Raw genomic sequence first — 25,197 nt, 5'->3', positions numbered from 1 at the left:
GCCGCGTGGCGTCCGATAGCGTCTGCTCATGGCGGCGGAACGCACAGCGGAAGCTCCTCGCCGGCGCGGGGGATCGACCCTCGAGGCCGTGGCCGGCCTGGCGGTGGCGCTCGTGCTCGCGCCGGTCCTCGTGCTGTCCCTCCCGCAGCTCCTGCCCGGTGACATTGGCACGCTCGCGGGACTCGCCGCGCTGTGGCTGCTGGCGGCCGGGATCGCGTTCGCCACCGTCCGGATCGAGCGGCGGGGATGGGCCGGGCTCGGCGTCGTGCGCACGCGAGCGCGAACTCTGCTTCTGGCCGGAGCCCTGGGGGTCGTCCTCCTGCTGCTCGTTCCCGCACTGTCGCTCGTGGCCGGAATGGTCCTCCCCACCGGCGGCGGCGACGTCGCCGCGGCCGGCGCACGCCCGGGGCTGATCGTGCTCGCGGCGGTCTTGACAGCGGCCGTCACGGAGGAGGTCCTGTTCCGCGCGTACCCGATCGAGCGTCTGGCCGCGCTGACAGGGTCGCCCTGGCCGGGAGTCGTGCTCGGCACCATCGCGTTCACCGTGCTGCACGCCGGGAGTTGGAGCCCTGCGCACGTCATCGGCGTCGTGCTTCCCCTCGGCGCGCTTCTGGCGCTGATCTACGTCTGGCGCCGCAACCTTCTCGTCGTGATCGTGGCGCACCTCATCACCGACGCGCCCCTGATCATCCTGGCGTTCGCCGGATGACGCGGGCCGCGGTTCAGCCGGCGCCGGCGCGGGCCTGGAGCTCCGCCCGCGCGGCGGCGAGCGCATCCGGGGTCGCGCTGTAACCGTGCTCCGGGCCGGGGAAGCTCCCCTCGCGCACGCCGCCGGCATACGCCGAGACCCCGGCGAGCATGCCGTCACCGATCTCAGCGAACCGCTTCACGAAAGCCGCCGTCCTGCCCTCCGTGATCCCGAGGAGGTCGTGCAGCACGAGCACCTGGCCATCGGCGCGCCCGGCGCCGATGCCGATGACCGGGATCCCCAGCGCCGGAAGCACCACATCGACGACTTCCGCGGGCACGGCCTCGATGACGAGCGCCGCCGCCCCGGCGTCCTGTACGGCAAGCGCCTCGCGCACGAACCGTGCGGCGGAGTGCGCCGTGCGTCCCTGCGCTCGCATCCCGCCGAGAGCGACAGCGGTCTGCGGCGTGAGCCCGACGTGGGCGACGACGGGGATGCCGGCCGCGGCGATCGCGCGGATGCGGCTCAGACGCGCCTCGCCGCCGCCTTCGATCTTCACCGCGTCCGCACCCGCCTCCTTCACGAACCGCAGCGCCGTCGCGACGGCCTGCTCGTCGGAGATCTCGGTCGAGCCGAACGGCAGATCGCACACCAGGAACGGGGTGCTCACCCCCCGGCGCACGGCACGCGAGAGCATGAGCATCTCCTCGACCGTCACGGCGACCGTGGAATCCTGCCCGAGCACGACCTGCGCACCGGAATCGCCGACGAGCACCATGTCGACTCCGGCGCGCTCGGCGATGCGCCCGCTCGGGTAGTCGTACGCCGTGACCATGACGATCGGCTCGCGGCGCTGTTTCATCTCGGCCAGCCGCCCCAGTGTGACCTGCGACCCCATCACGCACCTCCTCGTGCGGGCACGGTGTGCCCTGGCGTCAGCACCGTGTTGTCGATGAGTCTGACGTCCCCGACGCGCGCCGCGATCGCGACGAGCGTCGCGTCGGCGACCGATGCCACCGGTTCGAACGTACCCGGATCGACGAACGCGACATACTCGGGCTGGATCTCCGCGTGCGCGAGCACCGACTCCGCCCGCGCCCGCAGGGCCCGGGGGTCGCAGACGCCGGATGCCACGGCATCCGTCACCTCCGCGAGCGCACGCGGAATCGCGAGAGCGCGCGCGCGATCGCCGGGAGACAGTCGCGCGTTGCGACTCGAGCGGGCGAGGCCGTCGTCGTCGCGGGAGGTCGGGCACACGACGATCCGCACCGGGATGCCGAGGTCGGCGACCATGCGGCGGACGACGGCGACCTGCTGGGCGTCTTTCGCCCCGAAGTATGCGGAGTCCGGGAGGGCGGCGAGGAGGAGCTTCGACACGACGGTCGCCACGCCGTCGAAATGTCCCCGCCCCCGCTCCGCCCCCTCCAGCGACTCGGCGACGACGCCCGTGACGCTGACGGTGGTGGCGAACCCCGCGGGATAGATCTCGGCCGCGTCGGGCGCGAAGACGACATCCACGCCGCCGGCGGCGGCCAGCTCGAGATCGCGCTCCTCGGTGCGGGGGTACGCGGCGAGATCGGATGCCTCGTTGAACTGCGTGGGGTTCACGAAGATCGACATCACCACCGTGTCGCTCTCGCCTCGCGCCGCCCGCACGAGCGACAGGTGCCCTTCGTGCAGCGCGCCCATCGTGGGAACGAGACCGATGCTCCCGACACGGCGCTCGCGGAGCACGTCCCGGAGCGCGGCGACCGTCCGCGCGACGATCATGCGGTCCCCTCGATCCCGTCGACCGCCGGGTCGCTCGCCGCGAGCTCGCGGGTCGCCGCGGCCAGAGCGTCGAAGAGCGCCAGACGCGCCGGCAGCCGCTCGGCCACTGCGGCGCGCTGACGTGCGACCGTGATGTCGTCGCCGCGCACGATCGGGCCCGTCAGCGCCCGCCGGGCCCCCTGCGCCTGCCAGTTCTCCACGGTGACGCGCACGAGCGGGCCGAGAGCCGCCCGATCGAGGCCCGCCGTCGCCGCGAGCTCCTCGGCGAACGCCTCGAGCGTCATGAGAAAGTTCGAGGCGACCGAGGCCGCCGCGTGGTACGCCGCACGGTCGCGGTCGGCGATGCGGAAGGGCACCATCCCGAGCACGCGCGCCAGCGTCTCCGACACCTCGAGAGCACGCGGCGTGCCCCCCGCGACAGCCGCCGGCACTCCGGCGAACGACGTCGTCGCCTCGGTCACCGCCGTGAGGGGGTGCAGACCGAAGGCCTCATGCGGGGCGAGCGGCTCGAGGGTGGTCGCGCCGGAGACGTGGCCGACCAGGGCGCCCGGAGCGAGAGCGGCCGCCGCATCCGCGATCTCGCCGTCGGGGACGGCCAACAGGACGATGCCGGCACCCGACGTGTCGTCCGCGCGTCCGAGAGGACCGCGTACTTCGAGGTCCGTCGCGAGGAGAGCGGCCGTCATGGCCCTGCCGACCCGTCCCGCGCCGACCACCGCGATCGCGTCGCCGGCGAGCTCGCGCAGTGAGTCGACCTCGAGGTGCGGCATCGTCGTCGTCTCCCGTCGTACGCGGTCGGATGAACCCGGTACGAAAATACCCGCAGGCGGACCGGGACACACGCGGGCCCCCGCCGCGCGCGTGGCCTAACGGCGGACGCGGATCCCGACGCGTTCGAGGTGATCGTTGGTGAAGACGCCGTCGGGGTCGAGCCGCTCGAAGAGCGCGCGAGCATCGGACAGGCGCGGGGCGGTGCGCTCGAGATCCGCGCGCGCGAGCCCGTGGAGCTTCGCCCAGTGCGGTCGCGCTTCGAAGGGGGCCAGAGCCGCCTCGATCGCGGGGAGAACGCGCCGCACCCCGGTGGGGTCGTTGTGCCAGGTGAAGTGGATCGCGAGGGTGGGCCGGTCGTAGGCGCCGCTCAGCCACAGTCCATCGGGGGCGATCGAGCGCAGCTCGCTGACCAGCAGCACCGGATCGAGGAGGGGTGCCAGCAGGCGCATCGCACTGAGCGCAGCCGCGGCGTCCGCCATCGGCACGAAGTACTCCGACTGGATCTCATCCCCGTGCGAAGGGGTGGCGTCGAGGCGGAAGTGCGGCAGCCGCTCGTGCCACGGCCCGGGGACGCCGCGCGGCGTGAGGTTGTTCTCTCCGACGATCGCCGCATCCGACGGTCGCGCGTCGGCCAGCGCCACCGGGACGGCGGATGCTGTCTCTTCGGTGAGGCTTTTCAGCCACAGGTCGCCGGTGCGCGCGCCCGACCACCGCGTGAACACGCTCACGCTGTAGGCCGCCCCCATGATCGCCGGGACGTCGGCGAGGAAGTGATCCCACGGGATACCGGCGTAGACGTCCTGCCGCACCCGATAGGTCGGCTGCACCGCGAGGGTCAACCGGACCACGACCCCGTATCCGCCGAGCCCGACGACCAGTCCGTCGAAATCGGCGTCGGTGGCGGTGGTGCGCACCAGGTCCCCGGTCGCCGAGACATACTCGATGCCGCGCACGGCGGTCCCGAGCACACCGTTCCCGCTCCCCGAACCGTGCGTCCCGGTGACGACGGCGCCCGCGACGGAGATGTGAGGGAGGGAGCCGAGGTTGTGCAGTGCCCAGCCGCGCTCGTCGAGCCAGCGCGCAAGATCGCCGTACCGCATGCCCGCCGGCACCTGCACCGTGCGCGCATCCTCGTCCAGCACCGGATCGCCCGCCATCCCTGCCGTCGAGAGCAGGACGCCGTCCGCGTCGGGCAGATCGGTGAACGAGTGCCGCGTGCCGAGGGCGCGCACCCGGCCTCCGCCCCGGATGACCGCCTGCACGTCTTCGACGGTACGCGCCTCGACGATCGGAGCCCGGTAGGTGTACGTCCCCGCCCAGTTGCGATTCGCCGTCATGTCGCCAGTGTAGGCAGCGTCGCGGGAAGCGCTTCCGCGGGGTCGGTCAGCCTCTCCCCGGCACCGGCCGGTAGCGCAGCGCGACAGCGCCCGACCGGAACTCGCGGCGATCGACGAGCTCCAGCTCGATGCGCTCGCGAAGACCCGCGAGCAACGTCGGCCCGTGTCCCGCGAGGACCGGCTGCACGAGGAACTCGTACTCGTCGATGAGCCCCAGATCCGCCAGCGCCAGGGGAAGCGTGACCCCGCCCACCCAAAGCCCCTCGCCCGGCTCGTCCTTGAGTCGCTGAACAGCCTCCCCGAGCTCGCCGCGCAGCAGTTCCGCGTTCCAGTCGACCTCGCTCAGCGTCTGCGAGACGACATGTTTCCTCGTCCCGTCGATGGCCTCGGCGAAGGGGATCTCCCACTCGCGCATCCAGTCCGGCCACTCGCCCGTCTCGGGCCGCCGCCACGCCGACGCCATCATCTCGTAGGTCACCCGGCCGAACAGCAGAGCGTCGGCGCGTTCGATCTCGGCCGTCCAGTACCTCATCGAGTCCTCGTCCGGGGCCGGCCCCGCCTCGTGGTGGACGCAACCGTCGAGGGTCACGTTGATCGAGTATCGAAGTGGTCTCATCTCACCGACTGTAGGTCGCTGAGGTCGCTGACGGGAGGCGCGGGACGGGCTCCAGGCTCCGTGTGAGATGGCGGAGGATGCACGGGTTCATCACAATTCGCAGAAGCTAGGCGAGGATCCTTCGCGAAAGGACTGATTTCGCCACGTCACTCCGGGACCAGAGGCCGCATCGAACAGGCGGCCAGTGCAGGCACCAGCTTCGATCGCACGAAGCAGACCGCCTCACCTGCGCCCGACGAGCGCGGCACCGAAGAGACCCGAATGATCGAGGTCGCGCGCGCGTACGATCTCGAGTCCCCCGGCCCCGCCCTCGTGCTGGATCGCTCGGCGCAGCGGCGGGGCGACGAGGTCCCACGACCGGGCGATGGATCCGCCAATGACCAGCATGTCCGTGCCGAACTCACGGAGCGAACCGGCGAGGCCGTGTCCGAGCCCGTCGAACGTCTCCGTGAAGACGGATGCCGCGGCCGGGTCGCCGGCACGAGCCCGCTCCGCGATGTCGCGCACATCGGTCTCGTCTCCGGTCGCTTCGCGGTAGGCGTCGATGAGTGCCGCGCGGGACACTCTGGTCTCGATCGGCCGGCCGTCGAACACGAGGTTGTGGACGTGCCCGTTCAGCGGAACGCCCGGGCCGGACCGGACGGGCACGCCGTCGACGAGGTAGCTCGATCCGACACCGGTCCCCAGGGTCAGTACCGTCCATCGCCCACTGTCGCGGCCGCCCAGCATCCATTCTCCCCGCGCGAATGCCTCCCCGTCGTTGATGAAGGCGCATTCGCTCACGCGCTCAGGCGCGGCCTGAACGAGGGCGCGTCCGACGTCGAGATCGCGCAGGGCGTCGAACTTCCCGATGCCGCGGAAGTCCCCGATTCCGGTGGCGTAATCGAAGGGACCAGGGATCGCCACGCCCCACCGACGCGGAGCTGGTACGTCGAGATCTCGGGCCGCCGCTGCGAAGGTGCCGACGATGGAGTCCCGTGCCGAGTGCGGATCCAGATCCCGGCGGACCGAGGCACGCACGGCCCGGCTTTCCAGGTCGACGAGTGCTGCGGTCACGTGGGTCCCGCCGATCTCGAGCACCGGGACGGCATGTTCAACCGCGGGATGGGCGCGCTCAACGCTGGGTGCCACGCACGTACGCCTTCACCGTCGCGAGTTGCTGACCCTCCCCGGCCCCGTGCGGTCGGATCACATACGGGCCCACCGTGGCTGGAACGATGAAGGTCTCGGCGTAGTGCACGACGAACGGATCGAACGCCCCGGTCGGCGACTCGACCACGGCCTCCGGCCCCTCGACCAGGTTCAGCACGTTGACCGTGCCCCGGGTGTCATGTGGCACCGGCTCCGTGAACCAGTGCCGGCGCACTTCGATGAACTCAAGCTCGTGGAGCCCCGTCCTCTCCTCGACCCAGCCGACACCGCGTGCGATCTCCTGCACCTGCCCGACGAGGTTCGACTCGACCCACTTCGTGTCCCGGTCCCATTGGATATTCTCCAGGGCGTGGTCGATGTGGATCGGGCGCGGGATCCCGTCCAGGCCGACGCGGTCCCAATCCCACATCTTGAAGGTGAAGATGTACGGCGTCGCTGAGATCTCGAGCACCATCGAGCCCGCGCCGGAGCAGTGCACGGTGCCCGCTGGGATCGCGAAGTGATCGTGCTTGCGTGCGGAGAATGCATTGATGTAGTCGATCGCCGGGAAGGAGATCGCGCCGGACTGTGCCTCGACAAGGTCGGCGGCCATCCGTTCGCGATCGATGCCCTCCTTGAGCCCCAGGTACACGACAGCTTTGTCGGAGGCGTCCAGCAGGTAGTAGCTTTCGTCCTGCGTATACGCCATCCCGAACCGGTCGCGGATGTATCCGAGCTCCCGCCCCGCGCGGCGTTCGGCAAGCGAGAGGAGGGGCATGATGACGACGCTGAGCGCGGTGATCGCAATACCCACCGGGGAGTGCTCAACCTCGACCCGGGCGATCAGCGCAAGCAGAGAGCTGGTCGTGATGTAGACCGCGAGGGCGAAGAACGCGACCGCGATGACGCGCAGTGCGCCCTTCTCCCACCGTTCGGGATCGCGGCGGGTGAACTGCCAGGCAACGACGGCCGCGGAGAGCACTTCGATCGTCGAGTCGAGCCCGAAGCCCACCAGCGCTGCCGAGGAGGCGATCGTCCCGGCCGTGATTGCAACGATCGCCTCGACGAGGTTATAGGCGATCGTCGCGAAGACGATCCATCGGATTCGGCGCTGCAGGACGTGCCGGCGGTAATCGGTCGGTGTGTGCGTGACGGTCATGCGCAGGTGCAGTTCTCGCCGGCGCAGCATCCAGGCTCGACGTAGAGCACAACGCGCAGAAGTTCGTCCAGTGCCGGCGCCAAGTGCTGGTCGGCAAGCCGGTACCAGGTCCGTCGTCCATCGGGAACCGACTCGACGAGGCCGCAGCCGCGAAGGCACGCGAGCTGGTTCGACATCACCTGCCGCGAAACACCCAGAGCATCGGCCAGATCGGACGGATAGGCCGGCGCTTCCCGCAGCGCAAGAAGGACGCCGGCTCGAGTCGGGTCAGAGAGCGCGTGACCGAGTCGGGCAAGCGCAGCTGTGTGCGTGACCGTGGCGGTCATCGTCGGCACTAGAGCGACAATACATGGAATGCTGAACTATCTCACCGTCGCCGTCCGCTCGTGCTGAGGTTCTTACCACCCGGGATAGGGCGCGGTCTCGTCGATCTTCAAGGGGAACGCGGCAGGTGTGAGCCGCTCGAACGCCGGCGCAAGAACGCGGCATGCCGAGTAGCCCGCTTCACGTACCCGCGGGGTTGTGACGTCCACCACGACGACCCGCGTGTTCGCGCCGAAGAGAGCCGATAGCGGCTGCGCGCCCAATCCTGTCTCGGGCACCGAACCGGACGGAATCGTCCTGCGCCTCACTCGGGCGACACTTGACGCGCTGAGCCCATATTGAACGTGACACATCGGATCGATCAGGCGTCGCGCATCGGCGAAGGCGGTCTGAGCGTATCGGCGGTCTCGGTCGAAGGACGCCAGACCCGCGACCCCGCCGTTTCCGATTCTCTCCGCGTTTCGGATCAGGCTGTCGGGCGAATCGAGATCACGCGCGGACGCGTGTTGAACCAGAGCCTCAGCCGCGGCTGTCAACGCGGCGTCCTGGGGCTCGGCTGCTGCGGCAAACCCCAGGGAGACGATGTCCTTCTCTCGGTCGTCGACGACGACGAGGCGAACCGGGACGCCGGTGGACGTAGGTACGGCGAGAACCCGTATGTCCTGCGCCGATTCCCGATCCTCCTCGGGCTGAAGCGCGGCAGGCAGTTCACACTCGGGCAGCGGGCTCGGCTTTCGCCACCATCGTGCGACGGCGTCGTGGGCGATGATGTGTGCAGCGGCGCGCTCCGCCGCAGCTTGGAGGTCGGTGCCGGCGTAGAGGCCGACGAGATTGTGGCTGTTGGTCGGCGGCACAGCGTCCAGACCGCTAGCGAGATATCCGGCGTGGACGAGAGAGATCGGAACCCAGCACGTCTCACCACGCTCATCGCCAGCGAGCCACCAGTTCAAGGCGTGATCATCGTCGCGGACGAAGGGGAACCCAGGCATCTCATGCAGGGTGGGGTCGTGGGGGCGCCACTCCGCGACGGTGAGCACCCTCTCGCTCGAAGCTCTAAGCTCGTCGGCGCTGGCACGCCGCAGTCGCCCTTGCCCCAAGTAGGCGCCGCAATAGTGAGCGATTCCCGAAAGCACAGCGACCTGTTCGGGCGTGTCTGTGCCGCCGGAGAAGCCTGCAGCTGGTGCGAGGGCATCGGGCTGGAAGCGCGAGTCGACGCTCGCGAGGTGCGGGAGTTCCGCGTGTAGATGTTGGAAGCCTGACGGGTGCCACGGCTCGACGGGGCGAGCGATGATCCGTCGCAGCACACCGGTGACGGTGTCGACGCTGGGGGCGGGTCTGAGTCGGTGTGGCACCCACGCGTCGCCTTCCCATCGTTCGAGCACGTCCACGCCTGCGTCGTGGTCACCTTCGAGACGCAGGCTGAGGGGGTCGGCGATAAGCGGGGGTTCGGTGAGCGCTGCGGCCACGGCGGGCTCCGCAACTCCCGCCCGCAACAGCTTCTCGACGAGGTCCGCCGTGGCCGGGGCGTTCAGCGGGTCGAGCAGGAGGCGGTGCGGTCGTCCCGCGTACCGCCACAGGACGATGATCTTGCCGTCGCACGTGCTCGCGAGGTCGTGCAGCGCGGCGGTCGAGTCGACCTCGACGTGTTGCGTGCCGACCGGGATCTCCACGTCCGACCCGGAAACTCGGATCTCGTCCAGGGCGACGCGGACGGCATCAGAATGGATCGCCACCGCGGGCGCGGTGAGGATCCAGCGACGTCCATCGTCCCCGCAGACGACAAGCTGGTCGTCCCCGAGCGCATGGGCCGTGATCCGAGTCACGCGTGCGGGACGGGAAAGTAGTTGAGATTGCGCTCCGCCAACCGCTCGGTTCGCCATCCCAGCTCGACGGCGAGGTCCTGCACGCGTCCTCGGCCGAGGAAGGGGAATGCGGCGGGAGCGTTTCCCACAGTTCCCGGGACGATTGCCCGCACGACCGCCATGCCGGTGCTGGCGATGTCGGGCGAGGTGATGTCGACCACGATGACCTCGTGGCCCGCGGCTTCCAGCGCACCCTGGTACGCGGCCGGAGTCCGTTCGCTGAGGCGGGGCAGGTCGGCGAGACGGCGGGTGGCGGAGCGTTCCAGAAGCGGCGCGACCCGCCTCACCGCGCGGGGGTCGAGGTGCACCTGTTGTTGCACCATGAGGTCGTCGCAGTCGCGCATGTCTTCGCGGTAGGAGTCGAGGTAGCGGCGGTCGGCGCGCCAGGGCTTGAACGAGCGGCTGTTCAACTCTCCGCGCGACATTGCGTCCCAGTGTGCGCCGTCGGCGCGGAGGAGGTCGCGGCTGCCTTCTTGCAGCGTGCAGGCTTCCGTCCATGCTTTGAGGGCGGCGGCTTCGGGGGTGTCGCGGCAGGCGAAGCCGACGTTGACGAGAGTGTCGACGTCGTTGTGGAGGACGCCGGCCATGACCGGCACTCCGAACTCGTTGTCCAGGTGGATGAGGGAGGGCCGCTGGCCGGCGTCTGCGGGGATCCCGTTCCAGACGTCTGCGAGGTCACCGGGGTCGACGGCGTCGAGCGGTTGCCCGTTGAGCCACCACACCATCGTCGCGTGACGCTCGATGATCTCCTCGAGCGCGGAGGTCACCGCGTACTCCAGGTTCGGGCCGGCCGCGATACCGGCGAAGGGGCAGAACGTGGTGACGGGTGCGCCGGCGTACCCTGCGGTGAACCAGTTCACGTAGACGGTAGTCGCCGGCACGAGCACGGTCTCACCGGTCGTGAGCGATCGCCCGGGCACCCAGTGCTGCTCGAGATCGTGGGTCATCCGGACGAACGGGAACCCGGGGGTGTCGTATTGCTCGTCGGAGTACAGCACGAGGTCGTCGGGATCGAGGACGCGGGTGGCGCCGAGGCGGAGAGAGTCGTAGGTGCCGAGAGTGATGGGAAGGGTGTCGAGGAGGTTGCCGCAGTACCGTTCGGCGGCTTCGCCGATCGCGCTCGCCCTCGCTTGTTCCGCGTCGCCGAAGGCGGAGCCCTGGCAGGAGGTGTTGTTCGCCCACCGTGACACGCGGCGCATGTTGCAGACATCGCTCTGAGCGGTGGCGAGAAGCGGGGGGATGCTCGGGTGGTGCACGACATCGCGGGTGCGCTGGACGAGGCCAGTTACCCGGTCGACGAGGTCGGCGGGAGTGTGAGGGCGGGATTCGCTGAGGACGCTGGTGGGCAGCGGGAGGACCGGATGTGTGGTGAGTGTACCGTCCGCGGCGATCTCGGTCACGAGGTCACCGGTTCGGGTTCCGCCCAGAATGGCAGCTGCGGCGCGGATGCTGTGGCCGAGGTGATGGGGTGCACGGCCGGCATCTCCGCCGGCGGCGGGGGCGCGCAGCGCGCGGTGGGCGACGGCGTCGAAGGCGGCCGCGGTGCGTCGGGCGGCGAAGTCCTCGTAGTTCGCGCCGAAACCCGGGGTTACGAACGGCCCGATCCAAACGGTTGAGCGGGAGACCTCGACCGCCACCCAGGGTGTACGGGCGTCGCTGCAGAGCCTGTCCAGCGCGATGAGGGTCGCGTCGTCGGCCCCGCGAACGGCGTAGACGAGCAGTTCCCGGGTGCGGAAGGCGCGGTGGACCACGCGCTGCCAGTCATCGGCCGGCACTGCTCGAACGACACGGTCGCTGCCGTGCTGCAGCGCGGCGACGACCTCGGGGTCACCGGTGACGAGAAGGTCACCGGGATTCGCATCCGACCCGTCGCCCGAGTCGTAACGGGGAGCAGTCTGGGGCAGCGATCCGGCAGGTTCAGGATCGGTGAACGCACCGTCGCGATCGAGCACGTCGCGAAGGACTGCTGCGCCGTCTTCCCACCCCGCGGGCAGGAACGGGGAGGAAATGCCCGCGGCCCAGGAATCCAGCATGCGCAGCATTGTGGGAGCGTCGACGTCCAGGGCATAAGAGTTGTCGACGGGAGTGGTGACGAGCACGCGGCCGCCGGGCAGGGTGCGGACCTCGGCGTGCACGGTTCGGGTGAGGGTGGAAGAGGACATGAGGCTCCGATTCGGCGTGCCAGGTGCGGGTGGGGTGGGTAGGGTGCCCCGCCGCGAGGGCGGGGCACCCGGCGGTCCTTAGGACCAGGCGAACGCGGTGGACACATGTCCGTGGTTGTTCGCGTTGGGCGCGAGAATCTGGTCCTCGGAACGCTCCGTCGCAACCTGCGTGATGGTGATCTGCATATTCGTCACCCCCTCTCTTCTTCTCGTGCGCCGACCCGGATGGTCGAGGCGTCAGGGTCATCGAGGGCGAGCAGCGAGCGATACCGCGGGTCGCCGGCGAGTGCGTCATGAGTGCCGTCAGCGATGACGCGGCCGCCGTCGATCAGCACGACGCGCGGCATCCGGCGGATGGTGGATACCCGGTGCGCGATGACGATGGTGGTCCGCCCGAATCGGACGCGGGCGAGGGTGTCGGCGAGGTCGCGTTCCAGAATGGTGTCGAGGTTCGCGGATGCCTCATCGAGGATGAGCACGGCGGGATCGCGGAGCATCGCCTGCGCGATCGCCACCCGTTGGCGCTGACCACCGGACAGTGCGGTGCCCCGCTCCCCGATAGGTTCGTCCAGGCCCCCGCTGAGCGCGGCGACGGTGTCGGCGAGGCCTGCTCGTTGCACGGCTTCTTGCAACTGTGCGTCGGGGGCGTCGGGGTTGGCGAGCAGCAGGTTGTCGCGGAGGGAGCCGCGGAAGACGAAGGGATGCTGCGGGATGAGCGAGACCTCGCGGCGTGCGGTGTCGGGCGTGAGGGTGCGAAGGGTTCGTCCGTCGAGCAGGATGCTGCCGGAGGTGGGTTCCCACAGCCGGGTAAGCAGTCGGGCAATGGTGGACTTGCCCGCTCCCGAGGCGCCGACGAGCGCCAGGTGCTCGCCCGGTTGGATATCGAGGTCGAGACCGTCGAGCACGAGCTGTTCCGCGGTGTACCCGAACGTCACGTCGCGGAGCTCAACCGCCCCGGCGCCCAGGCCAGGACGAGTGTCATTTCCAGGAAAGACTTCGTCGGGTTCATCGAGGAGGGACAGGATGCGGGTTGCTGCGGCGGACATTTCGCCGATGCGTTGCAGCATTGCGAACGCGCCGGCGGCGGGGACGATCGACGCCGTCGCGAGCACAGTTGCCGGCGGGATGAGGACCGGGTCGATCGCTCCTGCTGCGGCCGCGCCGACGAGGGCCAGGAGGAACACGAAGGTGGTCGCTGCCACCACGAGGTCGGCGAGCCCGGCTTCGAGCGCGCTGCGGAGGGAGAAGCGCCGTTTCGCGGATTGCACAGCGCGGGTGTGCGCCAAAACCGTGTCGCGGTGCTGACCGGTGAGACCGAGGGCTGCGATTTCCCGGCGGGACTCCATCCCCTCGAACGTGGTCGCGCGCAAGGCGCCCAGGCGTGACCGGATGTCCGCGCCCTGGCGTGTCTGCAGCGGGGCCATCAGCCACGGCACGATGAGAAGCAGCGCGATCCCGACCGGGACTACAAGTCCCACCGGTCCGACGAGGATGACGAGCGCGATGCCGAACAGGACAGGAGTGAGGAGGGCGTTCAATGCGGCACCGAGGGTGTGCGCGTAGAACCACTCCAACGCTTCGACATCGCCCATGGCGGTCCCGGTGACCTCTCCGGCGCGCTGACGAGCGGACCGAGCGGGCACGATGCGCTCGATCGCGTCGTATACGCGCAGTCGAAGCGCCGCAATGACCCGGTAGGCGAGCACGTGGCTCAACCAAGACTCGATCCACGTGAACGCGCCACAGGTCACGATCGCGACGACGAGCCCGATCAGGAGGGCCGCCACGAAGGCATCGTCTCCTGCCGTGACGACGGAAGCGACGGCGGCGCTGAGCCCGGCAGCGGCAGCCGCGGCCAGTTGGTAGGCCGTCATCGAAAGCGCCGATCGCACGAAGAGCCGGCGATCGGCCGGAGCGAGCGCGGTGAGAAGCCGCAGGACGGGTCGTAGCATCGCCATCGTGGTCATGCCGCGACCTCGTCTCGCTGCGCAGCGTCCAGCTCCGCCAGCGCCCCGGCGGCCGAGACGAGTTCGTCGTACCGGCCGTGTTCGAGGACACGTCCCGCTCCCATGACGAACACCTCGTCCACGTCACGGATGCTGCTCAACCGATGCGCGACGATCAGCGTCGTCACCGGGGCACCATCGCGCGTGTGCCGGGGAAGACCTGCCAGCAGTGCGCGTTCCCGTCGTGTGTCGAGCGCGCTGGTCGCTTCGTCCAAGAGCAGGACCGGTGCGTCGAGGAGCAGCGCGCGCGCCACCGCGAGCCGCTGTCGTTGGCCTCCGGACAAGAGAGCGCCGGCATCGCCCACGGGAGCATCCAGCCCGCCGCGATCCACACCGGCCAGCTCGAGCGCCTGCGCTGCCTGGAGAGCCTCGAGAAGGCGGACGTCATCGGCTTCCGGTGCGACCGCGGCGAGGTTGTCGCGCACGGTGCCCGAGAAGATCACTGGATCCTGGGAGACGAGCGCTATCGGCATTCCAGAGCTGGACTTCTGAACGGCGACGCGACCGGAGGTGGGGGGGAGGAAACCGAGAAGGATGTTCGCGATCGTCGACTTGCCGGATCCTGACGCTCCGACGATCGCGACGCGGCTGCCTTCCCGGATTCGGAGCGAGACCCTGCTGAGCGCATCGATCTCGGCCCCGGGGTAGCGGGCAACGACATTCTCGAGATCGACCGCAAAGGGCGCCGCCGCAGCAGCACGAGTATCCGGACGGGCGGCAGCGGTCTCTTGCGCGCGATCGAGCTCGTTGAGGATCCGGCTACCGGCTGAGACCCCGAGGTAACCGGCGTGCCAGTGATTCGCGAGATCACGAAACGGCCGGTAGGCCTCGAACGACAGCATCGTCACCAGGAAGAGAGCGGAAGCGGGGAGTGCGCCGGCGTTGACTCGACCTACCGCGACACACAGGACGACGGTAGGACCGGCGAGCAGCAGGAACCCGGTGAGCCCAGACTCGACGAGCGACAGTCGCAGCTGAGCGAGCGTCGCCGTCAGCAGGTTCTCGCCTGCTGCATGAAGCCGTCGCCGGGTTCGACGCGTCGCGCCGAGCAGTTTCAGCGTCTCCATCCCGCGCATCGCGTCGACGGTGTCGGCGTGCAGGCCGGAGTACGCCCCCCAGTGATCGTCGCCGCGACGCTGTAGCGCCGCGTCCCAGAGTCGCGGCACAGCTGGTACCGCGATGGCCGCGACCGCCGCCACGAACCCTACGATCGGGTCGATCGCCGTGAGGAACGCGATGACGCATACGGCGGTGACGGCGGTGACGACAACCTGGGGGATGTAGCGGGCCACGTACGGCTCAATGTTCTCTACTCCGTCGACCAGGAGCGAGTCGGCCTCACCCGTGCGCTGGGCACCGGCCGCGATGGGGCCCGCAGCAGCCGCGGCATCCAGCATCTGGTCACGCAGTCTCGTCTTCGATCGCGACGCCGCAGCGTGGGCGGCCATCTCTCGTCCCGCGGTGGCGAGGGGACGACCAAGAAGAGCAGCCGCGAGCATGACCAGCGGGACGATGAGGGCAGAGAGTGACTCCCCGGTCACGATCCCGGCGAAGACGCGCGCTGTCGACACCGCCTGCGTGAGCGCAAGTGCACTGAGCACCAGGCCCATGACGATCGTCGCTGCGACAGCGCCGCGCGCTGGCGCAGCCAGTCGCAGAAGTCGGAGGTGAATCATGGAGCCCTTCGATTGTGCAAACGAGAATCGTTATCAATAAGCTGTCTTCCTGTGTACACGACCGATGCGCCTTCGCGCCACTCCGACGCTTCATCTGGGGTGACATTGGGAGACGCGGCGCGGCGCGCCCGCCGTCGCGGCGGCGTCCTTCTCGTTGCGCTCTGCCTGGCGCTCGTCGGGTCGGCGATCGTTGCGGTCGGAATCGGTCCCGTGGACGTATCTCCCGCTGTGGTGGCACGGGTGGTCGGCGCTCAACTCGGCCTTCCCATCGAGGCGACGTGGAGCTCCTCCGAGGAATCGATCGTGTGGCTGATTCGGGTTCCTCGGGTGTTGTTGGGTGCGTTTGTGGGCGCTGTGCTCGCGATGACGGGCGCGGCCATCCAATCGCTCGTGCGCAATCCGCTCGCTGACCCGTACCTGCTCGGGATCTCGTCCGGTGCCTCGACGGGTGCGGCGGCGAGCATCCTGTTCGGCGTCGGTTCCGGGCTGGGCGCGATCGCCCTTACCGGGAGCGCGTTCGTTGGAGCGCTGCTTGCGATCGTGCTCGTCATGACGATCGCGAGGATCGGGGGCAGCTTCGTTCCATCTCGCCTGATCTTCGCCGGAATCGCCGTCGGCTTCGCGCTGACTGCGCTGACGAATTTCCTCGTCTTCGCGAGCGAGTCCCGGGACGGTACGCGCGCGGTGCTGTTCTGGATGCTCGGGTCCCTCGGTCAAGCCCGATGGCCCTCCGTGCCGATCGGGCTCATCGCCGTCGTCGTCGCGCTCGTCGCGTTCACCCTGTGGGCGCGCCGTTTCGACGCGATCGCCATCAGTGACGACACCGCTCTCGCGCTCGGAACAAACCCCACGCGCTTCCGAGCCGCTGCGGTGATCGTCGTGTGTCTGGTCATCGCCGCCGCTGTGTCTGTGTCCGGCCTCATCGGCTTCGTGGGTCTAGTCGTCCCGCACATCGTCAGACGCCTCGTCGGCGGACGCCACAGCATCGTGATCCCGACCTCCGCCGTCCTCGGAGCACTCCTCCTCGTCTGGGCCGACGCCGCAGCTCGCGTCGCTTTCGCACCACGAGAACTGCCGCTCGGGATTCTCACCGCGCTCATCGGCACCCCGCTCCTCATCGCTCTCATCCGGCGCTCAGCAGAGCGCTGATCCCTTTCCCCATCCCTTGCCACCCACCCGAAAGAGAGAAAGACATGATCAATCACCTCCGGCGACGCTCTGGTGCCGCTCTCGTTGCCGCAGGGGCGCTCGTCGCCCTGACAGCATGCTCCACGGCAACGGCTGACGCCGAGACCCAGGGCGCTTACCCGCTCACCATCGAGAACTGCGGTGCCGACTTGGAGATCGCGTCCGAACCCACCTCGGTTCTGACGATCGGGACCTCCGCCATCGCCCTCCTCGACACTGCCGGCGCCTCGGACCGGATCACGGCCCGGAGCGGCGAGTTCGGTGCGGACCTTCCAGAGGGCCTCGAGAACCCACCGACCGACGCGGCAATCGTCGACCCCTCCGACCCCACGGCCGAATCCATCATCGGAGCAGAACCCGACATCATCGTCGGTTACGGACTTTTCAATGCGGCCCCGGAAGACATCGCCGCAGCAGGCATCCCCGAGATCGTCATCGACGGAGAATGCAGCCACGACGCCGCACTCACGGAGAAGACCGACTTCGACGCGATCTTCGCCGACGTCGACCGGCTCGCCACCGTCTTCGGCACCGAGGCTGCAGCCGACGCCAACCTCGAGGAGCTTCGCGCGGAGCTCGACGAGCTGACCGCCGCCGCGTCCACGGACACTGAGCGCGGGACGGCGGCCGTCGTCTACTACTTCTCCGAATCGTCCACGCTGTCCGCTCGCGGCGGGCAGGGCATCGCCGACGACGTACTGGATCGTGCTGGCTTTGACAACGTCTACGGCGACGAGCCCTCCGTCTACCTGGAAGTGAACGTGGAGACGCTCCTCGACGCAGACCCCGACACCATCGTGCTCGCCTACGGCCTCTACGGGGAGAGCTTCGAGGACGCGAAAGCGCACCTGCTCTCCGAGCCCGGTGTCACCGATCTCGAAGCCGTCAAGGCCGACCGCATCATCGGAGTGCCCGCATCCGACCTCTCGCCCGACCCCGGAGCGCTCCGCGGACTCCGTGCCGTGCTCGAGGGCACCGGGCGCCTCTCGCAGTGATCGACGTCGATGGCTTGGTCGTGCGCTACGGCCAAGCCGTCGCCGTCGCCGATGTAAGTGTTGTCCTCCCCACCGGCAGGACGGTCGGATTGATCGGTCCGAATGGCTCAGGGAAGTCGTCCATCGTCCGGGCCATGTTTGGTGCCATCGACCGGATGCGCGGAACGGTCGTCGTCGACGGCGACGCCCTCGACACGCTCTCCGCGCGCGAGCGTGCCGAACGAATCGCCGTCGTGGCTCAGGAGGAACGGACGGGTCTTCCCCTCACGGCCTGGGACTCAGTAATTCTCGGACGTTCCATCCGCATGTCCGGATGGAGCCGCTACCGGCCCGAAGACGAGGCCGCCGCCGAAGACGCGATGCAACGCGCTGGTGTCGCCCACCTAGCCCAGAGGTCGGTCGACACGCTTTCCGGGGGTGAACGCCAGCGTGTTCTGATTGCCCGGGCGATCACCCAAGGAGCAAGCCACCTGCTCCTCGACGAGCCGACGAACCATCTCGACATCCGCTACCAGCACGAGATCCTTGCCCTCGTGCGCAGCCTGCCGCTCACGACGCTCGTCGTGCTGCACGACCTGAACCTCGCCGCCCGATACTGCGACGAGCTCGTCCTCCTCGACAAGGGCCGTCTCGTCGCCATCGGAACACCGGATGAGATTCTGCAACCCGACCTCATCGCATCCACATACGGTGTCGGCGCCCGTCGCGCCGACACCGAAGGCGTACCGCAGCTCACGTTCTTCCCTCTCCCTGACACCGCTCGCGCGGGGCGCTAACAGTTTGCCGCCAGGCCCACAGGGACAGATAAGGGCCGGCGGATGCCCGCCGGCCCTTATCTGAGTGCGCGACAGGCGTCGCGGAGGCTCAGGGCTCGTCGTAGTGCTCGCCGTGGGCGGCGTGCTTGTGTCCGTCGTGCACGTAGTCGACGTGGTCATCGTGCTGAACAGTCTCGTGACCGCATTCCTTGCCGCGGGCATGGTCCCGCAATCGTGTGCTCGGCGACGCTCTCATGCTCGTCGTGATGCTCGCCATGGGCCGCGTGGTGATGGGTGCCGTGAACATAATCGACATGGTCGTCGTGCTGGACCGCCTCGTGTCCGCAGTCGGTGCCGTGCTGTGCTCGGACACTGTGTGCTCGGCGTGGATCTCAGTCGTGCTCATCAATCGCTCCTATGCCCGCGGGGTCCTCTTCGAGGACGTAGGTGATCGCATCGTCGACGACATGCGCGATGTGGTGGTCCGCGAGTTGGTACACAGCTTCGCGTCCCGCGCGTGACACGGTCACGATCCCCGCTTGTCGCTAGTTCCGAAGATGTTGCGACACCAGAGGCTGCGACATCTCGCTGCGCTTCACCAGCGCGCGCTCACCCCCGAGGGATCCGCGGCCAGCGGTCAACGAGGTGTACTTTCCCGGGCAACTTCCGCCAGGCGAGGGCCACGCGAAGTCTAGGAAAACGCCAGACATACCTAGACTTCGCTAGATCCTTCGCCGGTCCGCTGGTTGGGGTTGACGTGGTAAGCGAACGCGAGCTCGCGGTTGCGGAGATGCCACTTGGACGCTTCGAGATGTTGATCACGGATCTGGACGCAGGCAGCCGGTCACGGCGACAACGTCCTGCAGTTCTCGGGCCACAGGCCCGGCTACCCACACTGCACGCCTGAGAATGTTCTGCTTGAACGACATCGCGGGTGGCATCGAAGTGCTGCACTCGCAACTGGACATGATCAGCTGAAACTTGCAAGTCTGTTACATCGCGGGGGCCATGTCGGTGAAGCGGGAGTAGTGCCCCTGGAACGCCACCGTGATGGTGTCGGTGGGGCCGTTTCGGTGCTTCGCGACGATCAGGTCAGCTTCGCCCGCTCGAGGGCTGTCCTTCTCGTATGCCGCCTCACGGTGGAGCAGTACGACCATGTCGGCGTCCTGCTCGATCGACCCCGACTCGCGGAGGTCCGACAGAGCCGGCTTCTTGTCGGCGCGCTGCTCGGGACCACGGTTCAGCTGCGACAGCGCGATGACGGGGCACTGCAGCTCCTTCGCCAGGAGCTTCAGCGCGCGGGAGAACTCCGAGACCTCCTGCTGGCGCGACTCGACGCGCTTGCCGCTGGTCATGAGCTGGAGGTAGTCGATGACGACCATCTTGAGACCCTCGCGCTGCTTGAGCCGGCGGCACTTCGCACGAATCTCGACGAGTGTCATGTTCGGACTGTCGTCGATGTAAAGCGGGGCCTCGTTGATGCGACCGCGCGTAGCCGCGATGGTCGTCCAGTCGCGGGAATCGAGCGTCCCCTTTCTCATGCTCTGCAGCGGGATGGCACCTTCGGCGCTGAGGAGGCGCATGGCGATCTCGCTGCGCCCCATCTCCAGCGAGAAGAAGATCGTCGGCATGTTGTGCTTGATCGCGGCGGCGCGCGCGAAGTCCAGCGCGAGCGTGGACTTACCCATGGCGGGGCGGGCGGCGATGATGATCATCTGTCCCGGATGCAGTCCGTTGGTGAGCTGGTCCATGCCGCTGAAGCCCGTCGGGATGCCGGTCATCTGTCCATCGCGACCTCGCGCCGCTTCGATCTCGTTGACCGCGGCGTCGACCGCCGTGGTCAACGGCACGTAGTCCTCGGCCGTCTCGGCGCCGGAGACGTTGTAGATCTCGGCCTGCGCATTGTTGACGAGGTCGAGCGCGTCGCCCTCGCCGGCATAGCCCATCTGGACGATGCGCGTTCCGGCCTCGACGAGACGGCGCAGCAGCGCGCGCTCGGCCACGATCGACGCGTAGTAGCCGGCATTCGCTGCCGTGGGCACGATGGAGGTGAGGGTGTGGAGATAGTCGGCGCCGCCCGCGCGCTGCAGTTCACCCGTCTTGATGAGTTCGTCGGTGACGGCCACGACATCGGTCGGCTCGCCGTGCGAGTAGAGGGAGAGGATCGCCTCGAAGATCAGCTCGTGCTTCGGAACGTAGAAATCGGGGCCGCGAAGTGTCTCGATGACGTCAGCGACCGCGTCTTTCGACAGAAGCATGCCGCCGAGGGCACTCTGCTCCGCGAGCAGATCGTGCGGGGGCGTCCGCTCGTGCTGCCGGGGTCCACCGAGCCGCTCCTCCGAGATGTCGGCAATCGACACGCGCTCTCCGTTCCGTTCGGGTACGCACTCTGGGCGTGCGGGATGGTCGTGATCTGAATGGTTGCAAGCGCGCGTCATCCCGCGCTCATAGAACAGCACGGGCCCCCGACACGCACTCATCTCTCGGCCGTCGACCATGACTTCCTGAGTGGGCTGCACCTACGCTAGAGAGTGCTCGCACACAGGACAAATGGGGCTGTGGATAAGTCTGTGGAAGGACTGCGCGAAACGCCGCGGAGGCTGTGCACAACGCCTGTGGACAACGGCGGAGAACCGTCCTGATTGTGGCGATGAATCGCCGTGCTACCAGGCATTTTGTTCTCCACACCTATGGGACGCGGATGTGGTTGAAGTGGTGGTTGAAGGTTGCCCTGACCGGCCCCGTGGGTTGTGCACAAATCCGGGGATAACGACTCGTCACTAGCCACGATCTCCGCCCTTGTCAAGATGCCTTGAGGACGGGATCCGCCCCGAGGTATCTTGCTGCAACGCCATCCGCGCAGGGGCCAGCGAACGGAGGTGGGGGCGTGGAGCACGTGCAGAGCCGCAGTCGGGTCCGTCCGGCGCGCCTCCTGCTGTTCGCGCTTCTCGCCGCCCTCGCGTGGTGTCTCCTCTCTCTTCTGGCACCGACATCCTCCGCGTCCGCCGATGACGGACAGCGCGGATCGGGCCTCCTCGGCGCCGTCGGGGACACCCTCGCCGGCGTGAGCGACACGCTCGAACAGACGACCGGCGTCGTCGACGCCGTCGTGACCGAGGTCGTCACCCCCGTGGCGCCGCCGGTCGTCGCGCCTGTTCCGGCGCCGGTTGCCGAGCCGGTGGTCACGCCCCCGCCGGCCCCCGTCGCCCAGCCGGTCCCCGTGGTCCCGGCGGTCCCGGATGTCGTCGCGATCGCACCCTCGGTCGCCGACGCCGTCATCGACACGGTCAACGCGACAGCTGCCGCCACCGTGGACGACGTGACGAGCGCGGTCTCCGAGGTGGGTGCGGCCGGAACGGTCTCTCGTGTCACGGCACCGATCATCGACCTGGCCGGCAGCCTCCCGGTGGTCCGCGTGGTCGCTGACCGCCTCGAGCTGGCCGACACCGTAGGCACTGTCGCCGATTCGGTCGACCGCACGGTGGCGAGCGTGATCGGAACTCCGACTCCGACGGGGCCGCTGCTCCCCCCGCTTCCCGCTCCCGGCGTCGATGTCGATGTCGATGTCGACCCGATCGTCGGTGAGCTTCCTTCGGGAATCACCCCTGTCCGCGCCGAGGGTGTCCTCGCCTCGCTGCGCGGCGATGTGACCGACGACGCGACGGCAGAACCTGCCCCCCACGTGAACTCTGCTCGCGCCGGGTCCGGGCTCATCGACGGGACCGCCGCGGTTCACCCATCGGCCGAAGGAAGTCCGTCCGTCGGCGGTCCGAGCGCCGTCGGACCCGATCCGGTGTCCGGGTCGACGACCGCCGCGAACGGCGGCGCGGGCGCCGGTGCGCCGGCCGCCCTCGGGTATGAAGATTCCCACGCCGACGCGGCTGCCGGATCGGCGCTGCGCTCGGTGGCGGACGACGCGCTTCCCGGCGCGCCCGTGTACGACACCGACATCTCTCCTGACTGAGGCCGGTCCGGTCACGCTCCGCGCGTGACAGACGATCCCGCGCGCTTGCGCGCGCAGCCCATCCTCACATCTCGAATCAGGAGCTCATGATGCGTACATTGATGAAGCGGGCGCTCCTCGGAGCACTCGTCGGGGGCGGCATCGCCGTCCTCGGAGCAGGGGTCGCTCAAGCGGCCGAAACGACAGGGGACGACGGTCTCCTCTCCGGAACGCAGGGCATCATCGCCGTCGACGTTCCCGTCACCGTGGCCGGTAACGCGATCTCCGTGGCCGGCGACTCATCGTCGCAGGGCGCCGACACCGCCGCTCCGGCTGCTCCGGCACCCGCGGCGGCCCCGGCACCCGCGGCGGCCCCGGTGACCAGCGGCGGCGACGGCGTCGCATCCGGAACGCAGGCGCTGGTGAGCGTCGCCGTGCCGGTGGACCTGTCGGGCAACGGCGTCTCCCTCGTGGGCGACGGCTCGTCCGGCGACGCCGCCGTGACCGCACCCGCGCCGGCCGTGGCCGTGGCGCCGCCGGCCGAGACCTCGGGTGGCGACGGTGTGCTCAGCGGCACGCAGACGCTGGCCGACGCCTCAGTACCGGTCACCGCGGCCGGTAACGCGATCTCCCTCGTCGGCGACAGCGAGTCGTCGGATGCCTCGACCGCCGCACCCGCGGCGTCGAGCGGATCGGGGGAGGCCGCGACAGGTGGCGCGGACAGCGTCGCCGGCGGCACGCAGGTCGTGGCACCCGTCCAGGCGCCGGTGACCCTCGGCGGCAACGCCATCTCGGTCCTCGGCGACAGCACGAGCGAAGGCTCGGACACCGAATCGGGGACCGGTGACGGCAACGCCACGGGCAACGCGGCCACCAGCGGAGACGACGGCATCGCCGGCGGCACCCAGGCACAAGCCCCCGTCAGCGTGCCGGTGACCCTCGGCGGCAACGCCATCTCGGTCCTCGGCGACAGCACGAGCGAAGGCTCGGACACCGCTGCCTCCACCGGGAGCGGCAGCAGCACGGACGAGGCGACGACCGGCGGCTCGGACAGCCTCGCCGGCGGCTCGCAGGTGAGCGCCCCGACCGCGGCGCCGGTGACCCTCGGCGGCAACGCTGTCTCCGGAGTCGGTGACGCCACCACGACGGGAACGGGCACGGGATCCGCTTCCGACGGACCGGCGGCCGGATCGGATGCCGCCACCAGCGGGAACGACGCCGTCCTCGGCGGCACGCAGGCCCAGGCACCGGTGACGGCCCCGGTCACCGCCGGCGGCAACGCCGTCTCGGTTGTCGGTGACGCCACCACCGAGAGCGGCTCGACGGCCGTGACTCCGGGGAACGGCGGAACGGGCGAGCCCACCACGGGTGGGGACGACGGCGTTGCCGGCGGCTCGCAGATCGTGGCGCCGATCGCGGCGCCCCTCACCGCGGGCGGGAACGCCATCTCGGTGATCGGCGACAGCGAGGCCTCCGACACGACGACCGGTGTGGTCGCCGGCGGCGGTTCGGGTGACCCCGCGACCGGCGGGGACGGAGGCATCGGCGGCGGCACGCAGATCGCGACGCCGGTCGCTCTGCCGATCACTGTCGGCGGCAACGCGGTGTGCGTCGTCGGCGACTGCGCGACGGACGGATCGACCACCGTCGTGACGCCGACCGATCCGACCACCCCGGTCGACCCGACGGACCCGACCACCCCGGTCGACCCGGCCACCCCGGTCGACCCGGCCACCCCGGCCGTTCCGACGACGCCCGGTGCGCCTGGCGCCGCCGGTCTCGGCGGTCCGGCGGGTCTGACCGCAACGGCTGCTGCGGCGGCGGGCACGCGGCTCGCCGCGACCGGCGGCGGTTCGGAGTGGATCGCGCTGCTGATGGGAGCACTCCTCCTCGGCGGCGGTGCGGCGATCTTCGTCCGCCGGCGCCGCGCGGCGTGAGCCGATCGCCGAGAGTGCATCACCTCGATGCACTCTCGGCGCACCACACAGCGGATGCCGCGGACCCGAAACGGGGTCCGCGGCATCCGGTGTGCGCGCGCGTTACTTCGCGGCGACGACCTGCAGCGTGATCACGGCGGTGACGTCGTCACGGAGGCGAATGGTCGCCTCGTGCTCGCCCACGGCCTTGATCGGCGAGGTGATGTGGATCTTGCGCTTGTCGAGGTCACCGAAACCCGCAGCCTTCACCGCGTCGGCGACATCCCCGGTCTTGACCGAGCCGAACAGGCGACCCTCGGCGCCGGCCTTCACCGACAGCTTGACCTTGTTGGTCTCGAGGGTGTTCTTCAGGGCGAGAGCCTCTTCGTGGTCGTGGATCGCGCGCGACTCGCGAGCCGCGCGGATGGACGCGACCTGCTTCTCGCCGCCACGGGTCCACGCCACCGCGAAGCCCTGGGGGATGAGGTAATTGCGGGCGTACCCGTTCTTGACCTCGACCACGTCGCCGGCGCTTCCGAGCCCGGCGACCTCATTCGTGAGAATCAGCTTTGCCATGGGTGCTCCTTAGCGGCCGGCGCCGGCGTAAGGCAGGAGAGCCATCTCGCGCGCGTTCTTGATCGCGCGGGCGATGAGGCGCTGCTCCTGCACGGAGACACCGGTGATACGACGGGCGCGGATCTTCCCGCGCTCCGAGATGAACTTGCGGAGGGTGGCGACGTCCTTGTAGTCAATGACGCCGACGCGGGTCGGCTTCGCGGGAGCGGTGGGCTTGCCACCCTTCCGCGGCTTGCGGCGGTCGCCGCTCGACTTTCCAGCCATGTTTCCTTCTTTCGTACGCGTTCGGATGCTGCGCCTCGACGAGGCGCGTCAGCATCCG

The 25,197-nt window shown here is 69.2% G+C and carries 23 protein-coding genes; 7 read left to right on the top strand and 16 right to left on the bottom strand.

Annotation, left to right across the window (positions count from 1 at the left end; translation table 11 throughout):
- The first annotated feature begins 28 nt into the window (after positions 1–28).
- Entirely contained in the window at positions 29–709 is a 681-nt protein-coding gene (locus tag ACTU3I_RS02440; protein WP_442924017.1) for a lysostaphin resistance A-like protein, read from the top strand.
- A 13-nt stretch (positions 710–722) separates the two neighbouring features.
- On the opposite strand, the gene panB is transcribed toward ACTU3I_RS02440, so the two are convergent.
- The 12 genes from panB to ACTU3I_RS02380 all read right to left on the bottom strand — a co-directional run bounded on the left by panB (position 723) and on the right by ACTU3I_RS02380 (position 15,502).
- The gene (gene panB / locus ACTU3I_RS02435) at positions 723–1,586 is read right to left on the bottom strand and encodes a 3-methyl-2-oxobutanoate hydroxymethyltransferase (protein ID WP_442924016.1); all 864 of its coding nucleotides are present in this window, start codon (positions 1,584–1,586) and stop codon (positions 723–725) included.
- Complete coding sequence (panC, locus tag ACTU3I_RS02430; RefSeq protein WP_442924015.1) at positions 1,586–2,458, bottom strand: pantoate--beta-alanine ligase; 873 nt, start codon at positions 2,456–2,458, stop codon at positions 1,586–1,588. Before panC ends, panB begins: the two co-directional genes overlap by 1 nt.
- Positions 2,455–3,228, bottom strand: coding sequence for a DUF2520 domain-containing protein (locus ACTU3I_RS02425; RefSeq protein ID WP_442924014.1), 774 nt, complete (start codon positions 3,226–3,228; stop codon positions 2,455–2,457). Before ACTU3I_RS02425 ends, panC begins: the two co-directional genes overlap by 4 nt.
- Before the next feature lie 96 nt (positions 3,229–3,324).
- Positions 3,325–4,566, bottom strand: coding sequence for an FAD-binding protein (locus ACTU3I_RS02420; RefSeq protein ID WP_442924013.1), 1,242 nt, complete (start codon positions 4,564–4,566; stop codon positions 3,325–3,327).
- A 46-nt stretch (positions 4,567–4,612) separates the two neighbouring features.
- Entirely contained in the window at positions 4,613–5,182 is a 570-nt protein-coding gene (locus ACTU3I_RS02415) for a dihydrofolate reductase family protein (protein ID WP_442924012.1), read from the bottom strand.
- A 222-nt stretch (positions 5,183–5,404) separates the two neighbouring features.
- Complete coding sequence (locus tag ACTU3I_RS02410; RefSeq protein ID WP_442924011.1) at positions 5,405–6,262, bottom strand: ROK family protein; 858 nt, start codon at positions 6,260–6,262, stop codon at positions 5,405–5,407.
- 34 nt (positions 6,263–6,296) lie between these two features.
- Positions 6,297–7,472, bottom strand: a complete 1,176-nt coding sequence (locus ACTU3I_RS02405) for a hypothetical protein (RefSeq protein WP_442924010.1) — start codon at positions 7,470–7,472, stop codon at positions 6,297–6,299.
- A complete protein-coding gene (locus tag ACTU3I_RS02400; RefSeq protein ID WP_442924009.1) occupies positions 7,469–7,798 on the bottom strand; it encodes an ArsR/SmtB family transcription factor in 330 nt (109 codons plus the stop codon). The genes ACTU3I_RS02405 and ACTU3I_RS02400 overlap by 4 nt, the downstream gene beginning before the upstream one ends.
- Before the next feature lie 72 nt (positions 7,799–7,870).
- Positions 7,871–9,262 (bottom strand): YcaO-like family protein, encoded by a 1,392-nt coding sequence (locus ACTU3I_RS02395; protein WP_442924008.1) that lies wholly within the window; start codon positions 9,260–9,262, stop codon positions 7,871–7,873.
- Between the two features lie 353 nt (positions 9,263–9,615).
- On the bottom strand, positions 9,616–11,820 hold the full coding sequence (locus ACTU3I_RS02390) for a YcaO-like family protein (protein WP_442924007.1): 2,205 nt from the start codon (positions 11,818–11,820) through the stop codon (positions 9,616–9,618).
- Between the two features lie 191 nt (positions 11,821–12,011).
- The gene (locus ACTU3I_RS02385; RefSeq protein ID WP_442924006.1) at positions 12,012–13,787 is read right to left on the bottom strand and encodes an ABC transporter ATP-binding protein; all 1,776 of its coding nucleotides are present in this window, start codon (positions 13,785–13,787) and stop codon (positions 12,012–12,014) included.
- A complete protein-coding gene (locus ACTU3I_RS02380; RefSeq protein ID WP_442924005.1) occupies positions 13,784–15,502 on the bottom strand; it encodes an ABC transporter ATP-binding protein/permease in 1,719 nt (572 codons plus the stop codon). The genes ACTU3I_RS02385 and ACTU3I_RS02380 overlap by 4 nt, the downstream gene beginning before the upstream one ends.
- A gap of 99 nt (positions 15,503–15,601) precedes the next feature.
- On the opposite strand from ACTU3I_RS02380, the gene ACTU3I_RS02375 reads away from it, so the two are divergent.
- The 3 genes from ACTU3I_RS02375 to ACTU3I_RS02365 are packed head-to-tail and all read left to right on the top strand — an operon-like array spanning position 15,602 to position 18,461.
- Positions 15,602–16,651: a FecCD family ABC transporter permease gene (locus ACTU3I_RS02375; RefSeq protein WP_442924004.1), complete on the top strand. Its 1,050-nt coding sequence runs from the start codon at positions 15,602–15,604 to the stop codon at positions 16,649–16,651.
- Between the two features lie 44 nt (positions 16,652–16,695).
- The gene (locus tag ACTU3I_RS02370) at positions 16,696–17,685 is read left to right on the top strand and encodes an ABC transporter substrate-binding protein (RefSeq protein WP_442924003.1); all 990 of its coding nucleotides are present in this window, start codon (positions 16,696–16,698) and stop codon (positions 17,683–17,685) included.
- Positions 17,682–18,461, top strand: a complete 780-nt coding sequence (locus ACTU3I_RS02365) for an ABC transporter ATP-binding protein (protein ID WP_442924002.1) — start codon at positions 17,682–17,684, stop codon at positions 18,459–18,461. The genes ACTU3I_RS02370 and ACTU3I_RS02365 overlap by 4 nt, the downstream gene beginning before the upstream one ends.
- Before the next feature lie 88 nt (positions 18,462–18,549).
- Here ACTU3I_RS02365 and ACTU3I_RS02360 read toward each other — a convergent pair whose 3' ends face one another.
- The gene (locus tag ACTU3I_RS02360; RefSeq protein ID WP_442924001.1) at positions 18,550–18,696 is read right to left on the bottom strand and encodes a zinc transporter permease; all 147 of its coding nucleotides are present in this window, start codon (positions 18,694–18,696) and stop codon (positions 18,550–18,552) included.
- On the opposite strand from ACTU3I_RS02360, the gene ACTU3I_RS02355 reads away from it, so the two are divergent.
- Positions 18,695–18,961 (top strand): hypothetical protein, encoded by a 267-nt coding sequence (locus tag ACTU3I_RS02355; protein ID WP_442924000.1) that lies wholly within the window; start codon positions 18,695–18,697, stop codon positions 18,959–18,961. The genes ACTU3I_RS02360 and ACTU3I_RS02355 overlap by 2 nt on opposite strands.
- A 471-nt stretch (positions 18,962–19,432) precedes the next feature.
- On the opposite strand, the gene dnaB is transcribed toward ACTU3I_RS02355, so the two are convergent.
- A complete protein-coding gene (dnaB, locus tag ACTU3I_RS02350) occupies positions 19,433–20,800 on the bottom strand; it encodes a replicative DNA helicase (protein WP_442923999.1) in 1,368 nt (455 codons plus the stop codon).
- A gap of 527 nt (positions 20,801–21,327) precedes the next feature.
- Here dnaB and ACTU3I_RS02345 point away from each other — a divergent pair.
- Both ACTU3I_RS02345 and ACTU3I_RS02340 read left to right on the top strand, forming a co-directional pair.
- A complete protein-coding gene (locus ACTU3I_RS02345; protein ID WP_442923998.1) occupies positions 21,328–22,404 on the top strand; it encodes a hypothetical protein in 1,077 nt (358 codons plus the stop codon).
- A gap of 89 nt (positions 22,405–22,493) precedes the next feature.
- On the top strand, positions 22,494–24,320 hold the full coding sequence (locus tag ACTU3I_RS02340) for a beta strand repeat-containing protein (protein WP_442923997.1): 1,827 nt from the start codon (positions 22,494–22,496) through the stop codon (positions 24,318–24,320).
- A gap of 102 nt (positions 24,321–24,422) precedes the next feature.
- Here the strand turns inward: ACTU3I_RS02340 and rplI are convergent, their stop codons facing one another.
- Complete coding sequence (gene rplI / locus ACTU3I_RS02335) at positions 24,423–24,875, bottom strand: 50S ribosomal protein L9 (protein WP_442923996.1); 453 nt, start codon at positions 24,873–24,875, stop codon at positions 24,423–24,425.
- A 9-nt stretch (positions 24,876–24,884) separates the two neighbouring features.
- Positions 24,885–25,139, bottom strand: coding sequence for a 30S ribosomal protein S18 (gene rpsR, locus ACTU3I_RS02330; RefSeq protein WP_344058660.1), 255 nt, complete (start codon positions 25,137–25,139; stop codon positions 24,885–24,887).
- Positions 25,140–25,197: the final 58 nt, after the last annotated feature.

Source organism: Microbacterium sp. RD1 (assembly GCF_052220165.1).
Taxonomy (GTDB): domain Bacteria; phylum Actinomycetota; class Actinomycetes; order Actinomycetales; family Microbacteriaceae; genus Microbacterium.
This window is presented reverse-complemented; position numbering and strand designations above follow the sequence as displayed.

Bases quoted from the DNA above. Each gene is read 5' to 3' on its own strand.
- ACTU3I_RS02425 (WP_442924014.1), bottom strand. From the start codon at position 3,228: ATGCCGCACCTCGAGGTCGACTCACTGCGCGAGCTCGCCGGCGACGCG.
- panC (WP_442924015.1), bottom strand. From the start codon at position 2,458: ATGATCGTCGCGCGGACGGTCGCCGCGCTCCGGGACGTGCTCCGCGAG.
- ACTU3I_RS02400 (WP_442924009.1), bottom strand. From the start codon at position 7,798: ATGACCGCCACGGTCACGCACACAGCTGCGCTTGCCCGACTCGGTCAC.
- ACTU3I_RS02385 (WP_442924006.1), bottom strand. From the start codon at position 13,787: ATGACCACGATGGCGATGCTACGACCCGTCCTGCGGCTTCTCACCGCG.
- ACTU3I_RS02360 (WP_442924001.1), bottom strand. From the start codon at position 18,696: ATGAGAGCGTCGCCGAGCACACGATTGCGGGACCATGCCCGCGGCAAG.
- ACTU3I_RS02420 (WP_442924013.1), bottom strand. From the start codon at position 4,566: ATGACGGCGAATCGCAACTGGGCGGGGACGTACACCTACCGGGCTCCG.
- ACTU3I_RS02355 (WP_442924000.1), top strand. From the start codon at position 18,695: ATGCTCGTCGTGATGCTCGCCATGGGCCGCGTGGTGATGGGTGCCGTG.
- ACTU3I_RS02405 (WP_442924010.1), bottom strand. From the start codon at position 7,472: ATGACCGTCACGCACACACCGACCGATTACCGCCGGCACGTCCTGCAG.
- rpsR (WP_344058660.1), bottom strand. From the start codon at position 25,139: ATGGCTGGAAAGTCGAGCGGCGACCGCCGCAAGCCGCGGAAGGGTGGC.
- ACTU3I_RS02380 (WP_442924005.1), bottom strand. From the start codon at position 15,502: ATGATTCACCTCCGACTTCTGCGACTGGCTGCGCCAGCGCGCGGCGCT.
- panB (WP_442924016.1), bottom strand. From the start codon at position 1,586: ATGGGGTCGCAGGTCACACTGGGGCGGCTGGCCGAGATGAAACAGCGC.
- ACTU3I_RS02390 (WP_442924007.1), bottom strand. From the start codon at position 11,820: ATGTCCTCTTCCACCCTCACCCGAACCGTGCACGCCGAGGTCCGCACC.
- ACTU3I_RS02440 (WP_442924017.1), top strand. From the start codon at position 29: ATGGCGGCGGAACGCACAGCGGAAGCTCCTCGCCGGCGCGGGGGATCG.
- ACTU3I_RS02370 (WP_442924003.1), top strand. From the start codon at position 16,696: ATGATCAATCACCTCCGGCGACGCTCTGGTGCCGCTCTCGTTGCCGCA.
- ACTU3I_RS02415 (WP_442924012.1), bottom strand. From the start codon at position 5,182: ATGAGACCACTTCGATACTCGATCAACGTGACCCTCGACGGTTGCGTC.
- ACTU3I_RS02340 (WP_442923997.1), top strand. From the start codon at position 22,494: ATGCGTACATTGATGAAGCGGGCGCTCCTCGGAGCACTCGTCGGGGGC.
- rplI (WP_442923996.1), bottom strand. From the start codon at position 24,875: ATGGCAAAGCTGATTCTCACGAATGAGGTCGCCGGGCTCGGAAGCGCC.